The sequence below is a fragment of the Microbacterium testaceum genome (assembly GCF_001476655.1).
GTDB lineage: Bacteria > Actinomycetota > Actinomycetes > Actinomycetales > Microbacteriaceae > Microbacterium > Microbacterium testaceum_C.
On sequence record NZ_LDRT01000068.1, the window covers coordinates 14,691 to 30,703 of the forward strand.

At 68.7% G+C, this 16,013-nt stretch carries 13 protein-coding genes; 9 read left to right on the forward strand and 4 right to left on the reverse strand.

Going from position 1 to position 16,013, the window contains the following annotated elements:
• The first annotated feature begins 36 nt into the window (after nucleotides 1-36).
• Genes NS220_RS10680 through NS220_RS10700 form a run of 5 tightly spaced genes read left to right on the forward strand, consistent with a single transcriptional unit; the run spans nucleotide 37 to nucleotide 6,437 of the window.
• Nucleotides 37-1,797 (forward strand): ABC transporter ATP-binding protein, encoded by a 1,761-nt coding sequence (locus NS220_RS10680; RefSeq protein ID WP_058624037.1) that lies wholly within the window; start codon nucleotides 37-39, stop codon nucleotides 1,795-1,797.
• Nucleotides 1,794-3,569 (forward strand): ABC transporter ATP-binding protein, encoded by a 1,776-nt coding sequence (locus NS220_RS10685; protein ID WP_058624038.1) that lies wholly within the window; start codon nucleotides 1,794-1,796, stop codon nucleotides 3,567-3,569. The genes NS220_RS10680 and NS220_RS10685 overlap by 4 nt, the downstream gene beginning before the upstream one ends.
• Nucleotides 3,566-4,198, forward strand: a complete 633-nt coding sequence (locus NS220_RS10690) for an MptD family putative ECF transporter S component (RefSeq protein WP_058624039.1) — start codon at nucleotides 3,566-3,568, stop codon at nucleotides 4,196-4,198. The genes NS220_RS10685 and NS220_RS10690 overlap by 4 nt, the downstream gene beginning before the upstream one ends.
• Nucleotides 4,195-4,965 (forward strand): energy-coupling factor transporter transmembrane component T, encoded by a 771-nt coding sequence (locus NS220_RS10695; RefSeq protein ID WP_153004251.1) that lies wholly within the window; start codon nucleotides 4,195-4,197, stop codon nucleotides 4,963-4,965. The genes NS220_RS10690 and NS220_RS10695 overlap by 4 nt, the downstream gene beginning before the upstream one ends.
• Nucleotides 4,962-6,437: an ABC transporter ATP-binding protein gene (locus NS220_RS10700; protein WP_058624040.1), complete on the forward strand. Its 1,476-nt coding sequence runs from the start codon at nucleotides 4,962-4,964 to the stop codon at nucleotides 6,435-6,437. Before NS220_RS10695 ends, NS220_RS10700 begins: the two co-directional genes overlap by 4 nt.
• A gap of 1,115 nt (nucleotides 6,438-7,552) precedes the next feature.
• Here the strand turns inward: NS220_RS10700 and NS220_RS10705 are convergent.
• Nucleotides 7,553-8,203, reverse strand: a complete 651-nt coding sequence (locus tag NS220_RS10705) for a TetR/AcrR family transcriptional regulator (protein WP_058624041.1) — start codon at nucleotides 8,201-8,203, stop codon at nucleotides 7,553-7,555.
• Between the two features lie 112 nt (nucleotides 8,204-8,315).
• On the opposite strand from NS220_RS10705, the gene NS220_RS10710 reads away from it, so the two are divergent.
• From NS220_RS10710 to NS220_RS10720, 3 genes are all read left to right on the forward strand, one after another.
• A complete protein-coding gene (locus NS220_RS10710; RefSeq protein ID WP_058624042.1) occupies nucleotides 8,316-9,728 on the forward strand; it encodes an MFS transporter in 1,413 nt (470 codons plus the stop codon).
• Between the two features lie 464 nt (nucleotides 9,729-10,192).
• The gene (locus NS220_RS10715; RefSeq protein WP_081323118.1) at nucleotides 10,193-11,098 is read left to right on the forward strand and encodes a CPBP family intramembrane glutamic endopeptidase; all 906 of its coding nucleotides are present in this window, start codon (nucleotides 10,193-10,195) and stop codon (nucleotides 11,096-11,098) included.
• A complete protein-coding gene (locus NS220_RS10720; protein WP_058624044.1) occupies nucleotides 11,095-11,805 on the forward strand; it encodes a MerR family transcriptional regulator in 711 nt (236 codons plus the stop codon). The genes NS220_RS10715 and NS220_RS10720 overlap by 4 nt, the downstream gene beginning before the upstream one ends.
• Nucleotides 11,806-11,889: 84 nt before the next feature.
• On the opposite strand, the gene NS220_RS10725 is transcribed toward NS220_RS10720, so the two are convergent.
• Nucleotides 11,890-12,855: a signal peptidase I gene (locus NS220_RS10725; RefSeq protein WP_058624045.1), complete on the reverse strand. Its 966-nt coding sequence runs from the start codon at nucleotides 12,853-12,855 to the stop codon at nucleotides 11,890-11,892.
• 88 nt (nucleotides 12,856-12,943) lie between these two features.
• Nucleotides 12,944-13,558 (reverse strand): hypothetical protein, encoded by a 615-nt coding sequence (locus NS220_RS10730; protein ID WP_058624046.1) that lies wholly within the window; start codon nucleotides 13,556-13,558, stop codon nucleotides 12,944-12,946.
• A 195-nt stretch (nucleotides 13,559-13,753) separates the two neighbouring features.
• Between NS220_RS10730 and NS220_RS10735 the strand changes: the two genes are divergently transcribed.
• Nucleotides 13,754-14,221, forward strand: a complete 468-nt coding sequence (locus tag NS220_RS10735) for a MarR family winged helix-turn-helix transcriptional regulator (RefSeq protein ID WP_193755339.1) — start codon at nucleotides 13,754-13,756, stop codon at nucleotides 14,219-14,221.
• Nucleotides 14,222-14,292: 71 nt separating this feature from the next.
• On the opposite strand, the gene NS220_RS20145 is transcribed toward NS220_RS10735, so the two are convergent.
• On the reverse strand, nucleotides 14,293-16,013 hold a 1,721-nt coding region (locus NS220_RS20145), incomplete at its 5' end, for a hypothetical protein (protein ID WP_193755340.1).

Below are 16,013 nucleotides of genomic sequence, written 5' to 3' on the forward strand. Positions count from 1 at the left end.
TGAGAACTGTTCTCAACAAGCTGGAATGCGAGCCCCATGACCGACGACTCGACCACAGATTTCTTCGCGCCAGTACGCGGCAGCCTCGCTGGCATCATCGCGCTCAGCGTCGTCGGCGCGGCGAGCAGCGTCGTTCCGTTCATCGCGATCGTCGAGCTCGCGCGGATCCTTCTGCCGGCGGCATCCGGCGAGCCGATCGACGAGGCTCGCGCGTGGACAGTCGTCATCGTCGCCGTCGCCGCGCTCGTCGTGGCGGTCAGCTGCGCATTCCTCTCCGGCCTCATAAGCCACCTCGCAGATGCCGAGCTGCAGGTTTCGCTGCGTAGGAGGATCATCCGCCACCTGCAGCAGCTGCCGTTGGGCTGGTTCGGGCGGCGAAGCTCGGGCAGTGTCCGCAAGCTGGTCGAGAGCGACGTCACGGCACTTCATCAGCTGGTGGCGCACTCGATCCAGGATGTGCTGACCGCGGTGACTGTTCCGGTCGTCAGCCTGGTGTACCTGTTCGCGACGCAGTGGCAGATGGCCGTCGCCGCTCTCGTACCGCTGCTGGGTGTCGCGGTGTGCTACCCGCTGATGATGCGTGGCGCGGGCGAGAAATATCAGCAATACGACGAGGCGACGCAGTCACTGTCGGGGGCGACAGTCGAGTTCGTCCAGGGGATCGCTGTCGTCAAGCGGTTCGGGCAACTCGGTCGCAGCCACCGTCGATACCGGGATGCGACGAAGCGCTACGTGCACTTCGTCGACGAGTGGACCCGTGAGACGGCGATCGCGTTCACCGTCGTCGAACTCATCTGCTCCCCCGTCACGGCACTACTGATCCTGCTCAGCGCCGGCGCGTGGCTCGTGAGCGCCGGACTCGCCACACCGATCGACATCCTCCCGGGTGTAGTGCTGGGACTCGGACTCACAGCCCCGTTCATAAAGCTGGGAGCATCGGGACAGTTCCTGCGCAACGCCGCCAAGGCTCGGCGCGCGCTGTCAGCCTTCTTCGCCCTGCCGCCCGTCTCACAGCCCGTCGAGCCACAGACCACCGAGGGAGCAGACGTCGCGTTCGACGACGTGTCGTTCAGCTACGACGGAGAACACCGCGTGCTCCACGACGTCGCCGCCGCGTGCGCGCCGGGCACGGTGACCGCCCTGGTCGGCACCTCGGGCTCGGGCAAGTCGACGTTCGCGAAGCTGGTCCCGCGGTACTACGACGTCGACGCCGGACGCGTCGCGATCGGCGGCGTCGACGTGCGCGACCTCCGCTCGCGCGAGCTCTACCGCGATGTCGGGTTCGTCTTCCAGGACGTGCAGGTGCTCCGCGCGAGCCTGCGCGAGAACATCCGGCTCAGCCGTCCCGACGCGACAGATGCCGAGGTCGAGCAGGCGGCGCGCGCGGCGCAGATCCACGATCGGATCCTCCGCTTCGAGCGCGGCTACGACGCGGTCCTCGGCGACGACGCCAATCTTTCGGGCGGCGAAGCGCAGCGTGTGACGATCGCGCGTGCCCTGCTCGCCGACGCCCCCGTGCTCGTGCTCGACGAGGCCACCGCGTTCGCGGATCCGGATTCCGAGGCAGCGATCCAGAAGGCGCTCAGCACGCTGGCCGCCGATCGCACGGTGCTCGTGATCGCGCACCGGCTTCACACGATTACGGGCGCCGATCAGATCCTCGTGCTCGACGCGGGGCGCATCGTCGAGCGAGGCACCCACGCCGAGCTGGTGGCGGCGAACGGCCGATTCGCCCGCATGTGGGCGGAGTACCAGTCCAACCACGCCCGCACCCTGCCGGAAGGAGCGGCGCGATGATCCGCCGCATGCTGCACTATTCGTCGGCGCGAGCGCGCAGACTCGTCCTGATCGAGCTCGCTTTTGTCGCGGCATCCGCGATCCTCCAGGGAGTCGCGTTCCTGCTGCTCGTTCCGCTGCTGGGCTCGCTGTTCACGGCGAAGACGGATGCCGTCGGCGGGTGGCTGCTCGTCGAGGCCATCGTCGCGGCGCTGTACTTCGCGACGGCGTGGGTCGCGAGCCAGGTCGGCATGGAGGCCAGCACCGCCGTCCTGGAGTCTCTCCTCGAGCGCCTGGGGGATCGTCTCGTCGACCTGCCGATCGCCTGGTTCACCACAGACCGCACAGGTCTCACGACGAGCATCGCGACGCAGGGCGCGATGTTCGTCTCCACCGCCCCGTACGCTGTGCTGCGGCCGATCCTGACCGGTTTCGTCACCCCCGCGACGGTCCTCGTCGGGATGTACTTCTTCGACTGGCGGCTCGCCGTGGCGATGACGGTGATGGTCCCCGTCCTCGCCGTCGGCTACCGCACCATCCACACCGCGATCGTCCGTGGCGACAAAGTGCACGCCGAGGCCGTCTCGGAAGCCTCGAGCCGTGTCATCGAGTTCGCCCGCGTCCAGCCGACGCTTCGCACCGCGGGAGACGGATCGGTCGCCGACCGGCTCGTTTCGGAGGCGCTCGAGAACCAGCACCACGCCTACCGTCGACTGCTCTTCGGCGGTGGGGCCGGCATCGCCACCTTCGCGGGGCTCGTGCAGCTATCGATGACGGTCGTCCTGGTCCTCGGGACGTTCCTCGCCATCGGGGGATCGGTCGAGCCGGCGACGCTCATCGCGCTGCTCGTCCTCGGCATCCGCTTCAACGAGCCGATCATGAACGCCGGCGATCTCGGCGGCGGCGTGGCCGTGGCCCGCACCACGCTCGACCAGCTCGACGCGCTGTACGCCGTCGAGCCGCTGCCCGAGCCGGCCGCGCCGGCCGTTCCCAAAGACTGGAGCGTCGAGTTCCGCGACGTCACCTTCGGCTACCGCGGCTCGGCGGTGCTCCGCGGACTGAGTTTCACCGCCCCAGCCGGACGCATGACGGCGCTCGTCGGTCCCTCCGGATCGGGCAAGACGACCATCACGAAGCTCATCGCCCGCTTCTACGACCCCGAGGTCGGCTCCGTGTCGATCGGGGGCGTACCCCTTCCCGACCTCGGCACCGCGGTGGTCGAGAATGCCGTCGCCCCGGTGTTCCAGGACGTATACCTGTTCGACGACACGATCTTGAACAACATCTGGATCGGCAACCCCGACGTTTCCCGTGACGAGGTCATCGCAGCGGCGAGGCGTGCACGCGTGGACGAGATCGCCAGACGACTTCCCGGCGGCTGGGACGCACGCGTCGGCGAAGGGGGCTCGAGCCTCTCCGGCGGAGAACGACAACGTGTGTCGATCGCGCGGGCGCTCCTCAAAGATGCGCCGATCGTGCTGTTGGACGAAGCGACATCCGCGCTCGACATCGGCAACGAGATCGCGATCGGCGGTGCGATCGATCATGCGCGCACGGGGCGCACGATGATCGTCGTCGCGCATCGCCTGCAGACGATCATGACCGCTGACCGCATCATCATGCTCGACGGTGAGGGGGGTATCCGCGAAACCGGCACCCACGCCGAGCTGCTCGCCGCGGACGGTACCTACGCCGAGTACTGGCGGGAGCGGGTGCATGCCGCTGGCTGGCAGCTCGCCGGCACCGATCTCCCAGCGCATCTCGCGCACCCCACCCGAAAGGAACCCCAATGACCCCGCCCACCGACGCGAAGGCTGCACCCGCACCCGCTCAGCGGTCGCTGCGCCTCACCGCCCGCGACATCGTCAACGTCGCGATCTTCGCCGTCATCTACTTCGTCGTCGTGTTCGCTATGGCGATGCTCGGCGTCATCAGCCCCGTGGTGATGATTACCACCCTTCCCCTCACACCGATCGTGGCCGGCATCCCGTACATGCTCTTCCTCACCCGTGTGCGTCACGCGGGGGTGGTGACCCTCATGGGTGTCGCGCTGGCCGCCCTCGACCTGGTCATCGGTCACCCGTGGCAGTCCGCGCTTGTCATCGTGGTGGTCTCGCTCGTGGGCGAGTTCATCATGGCTGCGGGCAACTACCGCAGCACGTGGGCGGCCATCTGGACCTACACGGTGTTCTCCGCCTGGTTCATCGGACCGTGGGTGCCCTTCCTGATCGACCCGGCGGGATACCTCGCGAACTACGGCCTCGAAGCCTACGGCGAGGACTACGCCCGGGTGTTCCGCGAACTCGTGACGGTGCCGACGATCCTGCTCATGTTCCTCGCGACCGTAGTGTGCGGGTTCCTCGGCGGTCTGCTGGGCACCCGCCTGCTCGCGAAGCACTTCCGCAAGGCCGGCCTGGCATGACCCGAGTCGGCGTCGACGGCACTCGTCGCACGAACACGCATGCCGTCGGCGTCGACACCGCCCATTCGCGCCCGGCCCCCGGGCTCGACCCTCGCACGGCCATCCTGCTCCTGGTTGCGACAAGCGTTGCGGTCATGCAGGTGGACGGTGTGAGGTGGATGCCGGCGGCGTTCGTCGTGGGCCTTACTCTCACAATCTGGGAGCGCGCGTGGCGCCGCGTCCTCACTCTGCTCGTCACCGTCGGTGTGCTCGCAGCTCTCGGGTTCTGGCTGCCGATCGTGTGGCCGAACGCGGTCACGACGACCACCGGCGTCGGGGCCTCCTACATGCTCCGCTTCGTTCTCGTCGCGGCCATCGGCGCTCACCTGGTCGTCACCACCACTCCGACACGTCTGAGCGCCTCCCTTCGCGCGTGGCGGGTGCCCCGCCCGATCTCCGTGACACTCGGCGTCATGGTGCGCTTCTTCCCGGTGGTCGCCAACGAAGCGCGCGCCGTCCTCGATGCCATGCGACTGCGTGGCCTGGTCGGCGCGCGCGGTATTGCGCGGCATCCGCTGCGGTCCGTCGAACGATTCGTCGTGCCGATGATCGCCGCGAGCCTACGCGCGAGCGAGGACCTGTCGGCGGCGGCGATCCTGCGCGGTCTCGGCTCGCATCGTACGCCGGTGCCACTCGTGCCGCCTCGCTTCGGGCTCGGCGACCTTCTCGTCCTGGTGCTCGCCGCCGCCCTCGCCGCGGTCACCCTGCTGTCGAAGGGCCTCTCATGACCCCTGTCATCCGTGTCGACGACGTCGAGTGGACCTACCCGCACGCGGAGCGGCCCTCGCTGCGAGGTCTCGACCTGACGGTCGGCGAGGGCGAACTCGTCGTGCTGTGCGGGGCCTCGGGCTCCGGGAAGTCGACGGCGCTGCGGCTGCTCAACGGACTGGTGCCGCAGTTCCACGACGAAGGAGTGCTGACCGGAACCGTCACGGTCGCGGGCGTCGTGACAACCGCCGTCGAGCTCGACGCGCTCGGCGCCGTCACGGGCACGGTGCTGCAGCACCCGCGCAGGCAGTTCTTCACGGACTCCGCCCGCGACGAAGTAGCGTTCGCGATGGAAAATCTCGGATACGAGCGTGAGCGCACCCGCGCGCGCGTCGCAGACGCTCTCGACGGCCTCGCTGCGTTTGTGCCGCTCGGGCAGTCGTTGCAGGCCCTGTCAGGCGGCCAGCAGCAGCAGGTCGCGATCGCATCGGCCGCGGCGCACGAGCCGCGAGTGCTCCTCCTCGATGAACCGTCGTCGAACCTGTCGGTCGATGCCATTGACCGGCTCGCCGCGACGCTCGCCGCACTCAAGGACGCCGGCACGACCATCGTCATCGCCGAGCATCGCCTGCGTTACCTGCAGGACGTGCTCGACCGCGTCGTCGTGATGCGGGACGGCGCGGTCGACGTCGTCTGGACCCACGATGAGTTCCGCGAGATCTCCGACGAGACACTCGCGGCCGAGGGGCTGCGCGGTGTCGTCACGCCTGCGACGCTGCCCGAGATCGCCGCGATCGGCGCGAGCGCTGCATCGCCCGCCGCGTCGGTGCCCGGTGCGGCACTCGTGCTCGAAGGCATCCGCTGCACACTCGGCAGCCGCAGGGTGATCGACCTCGACCGCGCCGCCTTCGCGGCTGGGGAGGTCACGGCTATCCGCGGCGCGAACGGGGCGGGGAAATCGACCCTCGCCCGCATCGTCACCGGTTTGCAGCGCAGCGCGGGGAGCGTACGCCTCGACGGCGCCGCCCTCTCCCTGCGCGCGCGACAGCGCGCGAGCGCCGTCGTCATGCAGGACGTGCAGCGTCAGCTGTTCACCGAAACGGTCTCGGCGGAGATCGCCCTCGCGGGCGCCGACGCGGTTGCGACCGACGCCGACGCAGTTCTCGCCTCCCTCGATCTCGACCATCTCGCCGAGCGTCACCCGCTGTCGCTGTCCGGCGGTCAGCAGCAGCGCCTTGTCGTGGCAGCCGTGCGGGTCGCGGGCCGACGCATCGTCGTATTCGACGAGCCGTCGTCGGGCGTCGACCGCCGACACCTGCAGTCGATCGCCGACCAGATCCGTCGCGTCGCCGCCGACGGCGCAGTGGTACTGCTCATCAGCCACGACGAGGATCTGCTCGCCCTCGCCGCGGACCGGCAGCTGTCCCTCGTGACACCGTCCTCAGCGACCACCTCCCCACCGACGCCGGCATCCGTGAAGGAGATGACGTGACGACGTCATCGACCACCCGCCAGACCGAGGAGAAGCCACAGATCCCCTCGTCCTCGGGGCCGTCTTCCTGGTCTACCTCGGCCAGATGACCCTGAACCCGATCATCGCACTCTGCCTCCGCCCGGAGAAGCGGCACGAGCTCATGTCCGTGCCTGCCCGCGTCAGCCCGCGTGACACCCGGATCTGGCCGTTCCGTCTGGCCGGATTCGGGATGTTCACCGCCCTCGGCTTCATCCAGGTGGTGATCGGATTCCTCGTGCAGGACCGGCTCGGACTCGACTCCGCGATGACCGGGGTGGTGACTGGTGTCGCCCTGCTCGCGGCGGGACTCGGTCTGATCATCGCGCAGACGGTCATCGTGCCGCGCAGCGGAGGAACAGGGCGCACTGGCGGGCCTTACCGGGGCGACGAACGGCCTGACGTTCGTCGCCGCACCCACGGCCGCCACCGTGCTCTACGGCGCGTGGGGCCCGCTGTCGGTGATCGTCGGCGCCGCAATCATGGCGATCGTCGCGACTTTCGTGATGATCCATCCGCGGTTTCGCCGCATGAAGAGTTCACCGGCTTGATGTCCGCGCATGCGAAGAGGGGCCGACGGTACCCCGCCAGCCCCTGTTCGTCAGCACGCGACCCGCGACGTCGGCTCAGTGCTCGTCGTAGTGCTCGTCGTAGTGCTCGCCGTGGACTGCGTGGTGGTGGGTTCCGTGCACGTAGTCGACGTGACCGTGGACTTTGCAACGCTGTAGTCTTTCGCGAGCTGCGTCGTGGTGTTGCCGGCCTCATATCGCACAGCAACTCCGTTTCGTGCCTCGCTACTCGGGCGGTTCCAGCTCCGCCCGCGCTCTCGGCTGGAGATCGCATGGCAAATCCCCGACGGAGCCCAGAATCTCGCGGATCCGGGCCGGCGTCATAGAGGGCACTGAATTGTTGGAACAGAGGGAGACGAGCTCGACAGAAGAGCCCTGATAGAACGCGAGTTTTGTCAGGGCTCGATTGTTTCCGTGGGCCGCTTTCGTTGGTCCCCTTCTGGTCCCCCGGCGGTTGGGGTGAGCGGTCGCTCGACGGTGTCGACGGTGCTGCTCGGCGCGCACGCGAGCGCTGGCCGCCGCGGGCGTTCAGTCTGCAGAGGGCGTGGTGGGGGAGTTGGCGCGCGGCGCTCCGTCGATCAGCCAGGTGATCGCGGCGCGGAGGTCGTAGTCGGCGGAGTGCTGCCCCCATCGGGGCAGCAGGGACTGCACGACGGGCATGTCGTCGAGGTCGTCGGCGTTCAGGCGTTGATGCCAGGAGGTCTCGTCGGAGGCACGGCGCGCCACGCTCGCGCGGAAGATCAGTTCTGTCTGCGCTATCCAGGAGGCTGAGCGCCAGAGGGACAGCGCGGTCTGCTCGTCGCAGCCGTCTTCGAGGGCGGCGGAAAGGAACCGGTCGGCCAGGATGAGTGCCGGGGTTCCGACGGCGATGCCCTGGGAGAGGATGGGCACGATCCAGGGGATGTCGCTGAGCCGGGCGAACATGTCCATGACCACCTCGACCATGCGATGGCGGGGCGCGCCGGTGGGTGGTGTCCAGTCGATTTCCTCGGCGACCTGCGTGAGGACGAGGGTGAGCAGTTCGGGCTTGCCGCTGACGTAGTGGTAGATCGTCATCGGTTTTGAGTCGAGCGCGACGGCCAGTGCCCGCATGCTCAGGCTGTCGATGCCGCGTGTTTCGAGGATGGCGCGCGCGGCCGCGACGATGCGGTCCCGGTCGATGCTCCCGCGCTCAGACATGAGGGCGCGTGGTGTGCAGGAGGTGCGGCATCCAGTCTCTTCCTTGATCGGCGGAACTCCATCCTACTATTGTCGTACGCGTACGATTCGTACGTGTACGAAAGAGGATGCGATGACCCCTACCGCTCAGCCCACCCGGCCTGCGCACACCGGAGCCCTGCTGACGACGGTGTTCGTCGCGCAGTTCCTGGTCGCGCTCGATGTCGCCTTGCTCAACGTGGCCCTTCCGGCCATCTCCACCGACCTGCGGATGTCTGGGTCGGTGCTGCAGTGGGTCGTGAACGCGTATCTGCTCACCTTCGCCGGATTCATGCTGCTCGGCGGACGCCTCGGCGACTTGCGCGGGCGACGGTCGGTGCTGCTCGCAGGCCTGGCGTTGTTTCTGGTGTGCAGCGTGTGGGGAGCGCTCGCAGGCGACGCGGGGTCGCTGATCGCCGCGCGCGCGGGTCAGGGGTTCGCGGGAGCTCTCGTCGCCCCGCAGTCCCTCGCCCTGATCACCGCCAACCTGCCCGAGGGTGCGGTGCGCCGACGGGCGTTCGGGCTGTGGGCGGGAGCGGGGGCCGGCGGCGGCGCGGTCGGTGTCGTGGCCAGCGGCCTGCTCACACAGACCTTCGGGTGGCGGGCCGTGTTGGGGGCGAACGTGCCCATCGTGCTCATCGCCCTCGCCGCGGTGTGGGTCGGCGTCCCCCGCCACGAAAGAGGGGTGCGCCCTGAGCGTCTAGACGTGCTCGGGGCAGTTCTGGTCACCACGGGTGTGGGAGCGGCCGTCGCCGCCGTCGCCACGGGCAGTGAGGACGGCTGGACCGCTGCATCAACACTCCTGTGCGCTGCTGCCGGGGTCGTGCTCCTGATCGCCTTCGTCATCGTCGAGCAGCGGACAGCGCACCCGATCATGCCCCTGCGGCTGTTCCGCGTGCGCAGTCTCGTCGGAGCGAACGTGTTCGGCTTCTTCCTGTCTGCGGGACAGCTTGCCGCGTTCTACTTCTGCTCGCTCTACATTCAGCAGGTCTGGGGTATCGAGCCCGCCCTCGCGGGGGTGCTGTTCCTGCCGTTCTCCCTTTTCGTGGTCGTCGGTATCGCGATCGCGCAGCGCCTCGCGGCCCGGGTCGGTATGCGCACGGCGCTCCTCGTCCACGGTATCGTCGGCGCCGCCGGGCTCGGCTGGTTCTCCCTCATGCCCGCGGAATTCGCGTTCTGGCAGGGGATCGCCGGGCCCTCCCTGCTCGCCGCCGTCGGCATCGGAGGGGCCTTCATGCTGCTCGGGTCGGCCGGCACCTCCGGCGTCGTGCCGCACGACGCCGGCATCGCCTCGGGGGTGCTCAACAGCTCACGCCAGCTTGGCGGCACGATCGGACTCGCCGCCCTGGTCGCCGTGGCCACCGCAACGACCGGTGCGGCGGCGGCGACCCCCGTCGACGCGCTCGCCCAGGGCTATCGCGCCGGGCTCGGATACGGCGCGGTGCTGCTAGCGATCGGAGCAGTCGCCGCGTTCGCGATCGTGCCGCGCTCCGCTCGGGCCGACTGACACACGAGGCATGCTAAGAGCCCGAGCGCCCGAGCGATGACCGACGTCCTCGCAGGCATCGACCGTGGGCGGCTGGATCGATCAGCCTCCTGGTTCGTGAAGCGGTTGAACTCAACAGCTCCACTTCACAACCGGGACGCCCTCGCCCTTCAGCTCCTCAACGCCGTGTCGCCGAACAACGTCCCTGGACATCACACCAGCAGACCCCGGCGTGCAGACCTCCACGCAGACCGGGCACCCGCTGGACCCGGAGTGTTTCTACGATTCGTGGTTGACGCCGAATCGGACGACGATCACGGTGCGGTCGCCACATCTGCGGCACAGCCGGGGTGGGCACGCGGTGAGACCGTTGCGCGATCCCTTCGAGGCCAGGACGGCCGCGATCATTTCGCTTGCTTGACTATGACGCGGCGTCATCGTTTTGCCTGAGGGGGTACGAGTTCCTCGCAGAGACAGGTGCCCTCATGACCTCACACCATCCCCGTTCGTCGTCGCCATTCTCCGGATACCTTCAGGGGCTCCGATCGAGGCCGCAGGCGTGGCGGACGATCGCCGCTGTCGTCGGAGGTCTTCTGGTCATGCTCGTCGTGCTGGGGGGACTTGCCATTCCCGCCGGCATGGCGGTGGACAGGTGGATCGGCGTCGCACCGTTCGACCCGTCTCGACCGACATTCACGATCGGGTTCTGGGTCGCCGGCAACCTCCTCCTCGCTCTGCTGATCCCCGCCAGCATGCTGCTGCAGAAGCTCATCTACGGTGCGGCGTGGGGGACGTTGTCGTCCGTGTCCGGGCGGTTTCGCTGGTCGGTGATGGCACGGGCGGCGGTGGTGGTCGTGCCCGTATGGGGTGCGTACGCGGCCATCATCCAGCCGGTACTGGGCACGGGACAGCCCGTGTGGAGTGCTTCCCATCTTCTTCTCGGACTGGTCGCCATCGTGACCATCCCCCTTCAGTCGGCGGGGGAGGAGTATCTGTTTCGCGGGCTGATCTTCCGCGCCGTCGGCGCGCGGTTCGTTCGCCCGGCGGTCGCGTTCCTCGTCGCGACGACGATCACCGCCGTCCAGTTCGGCGTGATTCACGGGTCGGCTGATCCCTGGGCCGTTGCGTATTACATCGTCATCGGGATCAGCTTCGCGGTTCTCGCCGAGCGCACCGGGGGATTGGAGGTTCCTGTCCTCATCCACGCGGCGAACAACACGCTGCTGCTGTTGCCGGTCATTCTCGCGGGCGAGCTTGCATCCGTTTCGACCCCGTCCGGGCCGATCCTCATCGTGCCCGTGCTCCTGGTCGTCACCATCACTCTCGTACTCTGGAGGATCACCCCGTGGCTCCAGGCGCGGGTACCTCGGCGGACGGAGGCGATGACGTGAGAAGCCGCGATCTCGCTCGGCTCGCGGGCGTTTCGGTGCGGACATTGCGCCACTACCATCAGATCGGGCTGCTCCCCGAGCCGCCCCGGTCGGCGAACGGCTACCGCAGCTACGCGGCATCCGATCTCATCCGGGTTCTGCGGGTCAGGCGTCTCACCGATCTGGGAATGCCGCTTTCGCGGATCGATCCCCTCATGGACATCGACGCCGAGCTCGCTCTGTTGGATGACGACTACGCCCGGCAGATCGAGCATCTCCGACGACGTCGCGAAGCGATCCGCGCCCTGCGCCAGCGAGACACCCCCGTCGACACCCCCGCCTTCGCGCGGGAGTATCTCGCGGTGGTGGGTGGGCGGCGTGAGCTCCCGACGCCGTCGGTCGAGATCGAGCGGGACGCGGCTCTCCTCCTCGAGTCGATCCTCGACCCGGCGTCGATCTCACGACTCACCGCGCTTCGTCAGGATGAGATCGAGCGATTGGCGGACGTGTCGGCCGCTCTTCTCGACCTCGACGAGGATGCCTCTCGCGAGCACCTCGACACGGTCGTGGACGCGCTCGTATCCGTGCTCCGCCACGTGACGCCTCTGCTTCTGGCCTCACGGCCCACTCCGGATGTCGCGCGATCGTTCGACGTCTACGTCGACGACCAGCTTCCGCCCGTCCAGCGCGAGACGGTACGCCGCGCGGTGAGGCGATTGCGGGACTGAGGAGAGCGGAGGTCGAGGCGACGAGCCATGTGGGTCGACGACCGCCCGGTCGAAGCCGGTGTGACGCGCCCTGGTCTGGCGGCCTCAGCCGCACCGCGCCACCCCGACCCACAGGATCGTGATGGTCGTCACGCTGCGCGCGTCCGAACTCGTGGCGCCCCACGTCGGTGTGAGGTTGGTGCGCACGCGGACCACCGAGGTTCTGCCGAACGAGAACGGGGTGTTCGCCCGGAGCTGGATGGAGCGGGCGTCGGGTCCGAGGGTGGCGATGGAGCCGCGGCCGTCGACGAGGACATCGAAGCTGTCGGGTGACTCGGCGTCGTAGCTCCAGCCGATGGTGACGGAGCCGTCGAAGTTGTTCTGGCAGGTCAGGTCCGACGGAGCCTGGGGGATCGCCGCCTGCAGGGATCCCGAAGTCTGCGTGTGCGCGGAGAAGGATGCCGCGTGCGCCGGCGACGCCGCTGCCACGGTGGCGATGGTGAACGCCGCGACGAAGGCGGCTGTGCGGGATCGGCGGCGCGAGGGGTCGGCATCCGGTGAACCTTCCCCGGCGGCGGAAGCGGGGCGCGGCGTCGGCGGGTCGTCCTCATCGCGCGTGGTCGGACGAGCGATCGCGAGCGCGATCACGGCGACGAGGCCGAGAACCGTCGCGGCGAGAGCGACGGCATCGCCGTCGCGGGCCTGCTGGATGGGGATGCCGATCCAGGGGACGCGGAGGGCTCCGATGCCGAGGACGTCGGATCGGAGCACGGGCGACGAGTCGGCCTCGGGGTTGGCGTCGCCTTTGGTGGTCAGCTCGGAGCCCTCGACGGCGTACAGGCGGTGGAGGCGGAGGAGTCCGGGGCGGTCGGGGTCGCGGACGAGGACGACCTGACCGGGGCGCAGCTCGGCAGGATCGATGGGGCGGCTGACGACGAGGTCGCCCGTGCGGATCGCCGGCTCCATCGAGCCGGTCATGACCGTGGTCGTCTGCCATCCGATCGCGAGCGGAGCGACCGCCCAGAAGGTCATGCCGAAGACGACGGCGAGAGCGGCTCGTGCGGCGATCACCGTGCCGAAGCGGAGCCAGGCCCACAGCGGGCGGGCGGGATCCGTCGTGGATGTCCCGCCCGCGCCGTCGGTGGAACGACTCCTCAGCTCACTGATTTTGCGCTTCCCAGGTGAAGTTGACGTTGGCGGTGGCGCCCATGATCGACGAGGGGGCGTTCGCCGAGACCGCGTACGTGATCTGGAACGTGCGCGTCTCGGGGGTGTCCCCACCCGCGGGGGCCCAGCTGCCTACGCCGCTGTTGTAGTCCGTGGCACCGCTCACGAACGAGGTCAGTGAGTCGTCGAAGACCGACGCACCGGACGCGATCGGCGAGAAGCCGTTGCAGGTGCCGTTCCCGCCGCCGGTGCCCTGCGTGACCGTGAGGTTCAGCCAATCGCCGATGCCCTGGCTCTGCGAGGCATTCGTCGCGTACAGCTTGACCGCGGCGGGCAAGCTGCCGGTGGACGTCACGGCGACACAGGTGGTGCCCGTCGACCCCGGCTTCAGGTTCGTCGCATCGAACGCTGCGCTGTTGGGGGAGCTGTTGGAGAGCCCGACCGAGCCCGCCGACCAGTTGTTCGACGGATTCGAGGTCGTCGCCGAGAAGGCGGAGTAGGACGCGGTGGAGACCAGGGCGCCGGCGGCGATCAGGGACAGGGGGATCACGGCGATGGTCGCGATCTTGCCGAGGCGACGCGAAGGGGTGGCGGCGGTTTTGCGCATGACGGTGACTCCTGGGAGAGGGAGGGCGAGTGGGAATGAAGCGCGTGCGGTAAGGCGGGGTGGTTCGTCGATCACGGGAGGTCGAGGCCGACCAGAAACTGCTCTCTCGGCATTACGAAAAGTGCCTAGCTGGACTATAAGTACGGTTAACTAGTTACTCAAAATATGAGACATAGTGTGGACTATTCTCGATGCATGGGGTATGAGCAGAATCCCGCAAGGGACTCGCTCCCCTCCGTGAGTTCCGAGGCGATCGTGTCGGCGTGGTACCGCATGCAGGTGCAGAACGCGCACCTGCTCCAGCGCCTTGCGATGGAGCACGAACTGAACCCGATCGATCTCCGCGCGCTGAAGTTCCTCGGTGTGGACGAGACGCCGCGGACGCCGAAAGACCTCGCGCAGTTCCTGCAGGCCGGCAGCAGCCTCGTCAGCGCGGTCATCGAACGGTTGGAGTCTCGGGACTTCGTCAGTCGCGGGCCGAACCCTCGGGACCGGCGCAGCACGCTGTTGCACCTCGAACCCCGCGGCATCCGTGTCATCGAGCAGCTTCGCGGCCTCTACGGCCGGGCGCTGTCGGGGTTGTTCGCTCACCCCGATCAGGCCGCGATCCTCACCGCGACGGAGCAGATCGAGCAAGGGCTGCGCGAAGCAGCCTCCTCCTGACGAGCGTCGCTCGTCGACCGGTCAGCGGGGTGACCGGGTCAGTGGGGTGACCGGGTCAGCGGGGTGCCGGGTCAGCTGTAGGACCGGATCAACACCAACGCCCGCTCCGCGACTCCGGCCTCGCGTACCGCGAGCGCCCCGATCACCGATGCCATCCGTTCCACGCGCCGACGCCACTCCGGTCCGCGCTGCTCGCGGCGCGGGAGAGTCTCGAGCGCCTGGATCTCGCGCCAGGCCGTGAACAGGATGGTCTCGTACAGCTGCTGGTCGGCCTCGGCCGCCTGGCCCCGGTGGCCGTCTGCCGTTCCCAGGACGGCGACGGCATCCAGTCTCGACAGGTCGAGGCCCATCGCGAGCGCGTTGAGCTGGGCACGCAACTCTCGCAGCTGAGCGCGCGTCCGGCGGGATCCGGCTCCGCGTCGGAGCACCTGGGCGAGCGACCACACGATCATCGCGAGGGTCTGAACGCCGGTCCACGTCGCGAGGGCGACGACCCAGAACAGCGCCGAGGGGTCTGTGGAGCTGACGCGGAGATCGTTGTACTCCAACTGTCGGCCGAGTTCGATCATCTCGGACGCGACGACCCAGCCCGCGGGAGCGGACCCGCGTTGCCCCGGCTTGTTCGTGAAGCGCGGCTCCGTTGCGACGAAGTCGTACGCCCCGAGACGGCTCTCGGTCCCCGTGCTGAGCGTTCCCGTCAGGGGGAGACCGACCCCGTAGGCGCCGTCGTCCCGGATCCAGAGCGGAAGGATCGCGTGTCCGGCTCGCACGTCGCCCGTCGCGGGATCGAGTGTTCCGGGCACCGCGGTCTCGACCTCCGTCTTGATGCGGGAGTACGCGTTCAGCAGCTCGAAGTAGTCGAGTGTCACGCCGTCCTCGACCTCGGGGTTCGGGTGCACCGTGACGTAGTCGTCGATCGGGAGCAGGGGCACGACCAGCTCGATCCGTTCCGGAAGGAGCGCGGCGTTCTCGGTGCGCTGCGCCGTGCGTTCCATGGCATCCCGAACGAAGTCCAGCGACAGCGTCTCGATGTTCGGCCCCTCCCGCGCGGCATCCTTCGCGTCGGTGAGGTTCGGCAGAAGAGCAGGGTCGCCCACGATCTCGAGGCCGGCGAGGGGGACGTCGCCGGTCAGCTCGCGTCCGTAGGTGGCATCGCTGCGTTCCATGGCGGATGTCGCCACGAAGCCGGCGATCAGAGCCGCCACCAAAGGGATTCCGGCGACGGCGAGGGGAACGAAGTCCGGTGCGAGCCTGTCGACGGGGATGCCGGAACCCGCCCGTCGCGGGGGAGTGGCGCCCCGTGTGCCGGCGTCGAGCGCGTCGGCGATGAGCAGGATCCGTTCGGCGTGGTGGGCCGGGGGAAGCCCCTTGCGCGGGGTGAGATCGAGCGAGGAACGGAGCTCGCCGACGGCGTCCGCCGCGCCGCCGGTGGCGATGCGCGCCCGCTCCTGGAGACGCCGATCCAGCTCCCCGGCGGCGAGGTGCGACGTCGTTCCGCGGGGGATCTTCTTCTCGAGACGGTTCTGGATCCTTGCCAGCGTGACTGCCAGGCGGCGTTCGGCTTCGCGCCATCTCTTCATCAGGTCCACGTGGCGCACGACCACGTCGGGGCCGTTGTCGGCGCCGAAGGTCGTGTCCGCCTCGCGGACGAGGGCGAGAAGATCGCTCCGTTGCCGGCTGAGCGTCTCCGTCTCTCTGGGGGAGAGGAGGTCCGGGCGGGCGAGCACGTCGTCGACCGCGAGGGTGGAGGTCAGGGCGATCTGTCCGAGGATCGTCCCGCCCCCGGCGTGCC

Excerpts from the sequence above, each read along its gene's own strand:
- NS220_RS10705 (WP_058624041.1), bottom strand. The coding sequence starts at position 8,203 with ATGTCTGAGCGCGGGAGCATCGACCGGGACCGCATCGTCGCGGCCGCG.
- NS220_RS10690 (WP_058624039.1), top strand. The coding sequence starts at position 3,566 with ATGACCCCGCCCACCGACGCGAAGGCTGCACCCGCACCCGCTCAGCGG.
- NS220_RS10700 (WP_058624040.1), top strand. The coding sequence starts at position 4,962 with ATGACCCCTGTCATCCGTGTCGACGACGTCGAGTGGACCTACCCGCAC.
- NS220_RS10730 (WP_058624046.1), bottom strand. The coding sequence starts at position 13,558 with ATGCGCAAAACCGCCGCCACCCCTTCGCGTCGCCTCGGCAAGATCGCG.
- NS220_RS10680 (WP_058624037.1), top strand. The coding sequence starts at position 37 with ATGACCGACGACTCGACCACAGATTTCTTCGCGCCAGTACGCGGCAGC.
- NS220_RS10735 (WP_193755339.1), top strand. The coding sequence starts at position 13,754 with ATGGGGTATGAGCAGAATCCCGCAAGGGACTCGCTCCCCTCCGTGAGT.
- NS220_RS10715 (WP_081323118.1), top strand. The coding sequence starts at position 10,193 with ATGACCTCACACCATCCCCGTTCGTCGTCGCCATTCTCCGGATACCTT.
- NS220_RS10685 (WP_058624038.1), top strand. The coding sequence starts at position 1,794 with ATGATCCGCCGCATGCTGCACTATTCGTCGGCGCGAGCGCGCAGACTC.
- NS220_RS10695 (WP_153004251.1), top strand. The coding sequence starts at position 4,195 with ATGACCCGAGTCGGCGTCGACGGCACTCGTCGCACGAACACGCATGCC.
- NS220_RS10710 (WP_058624042.1), top strand. The coding sequence starts at position 8,316 with ATGACCCCTACCGCTCAGCCCACCCGGCCTGCGCACACCGGAGCCCTG.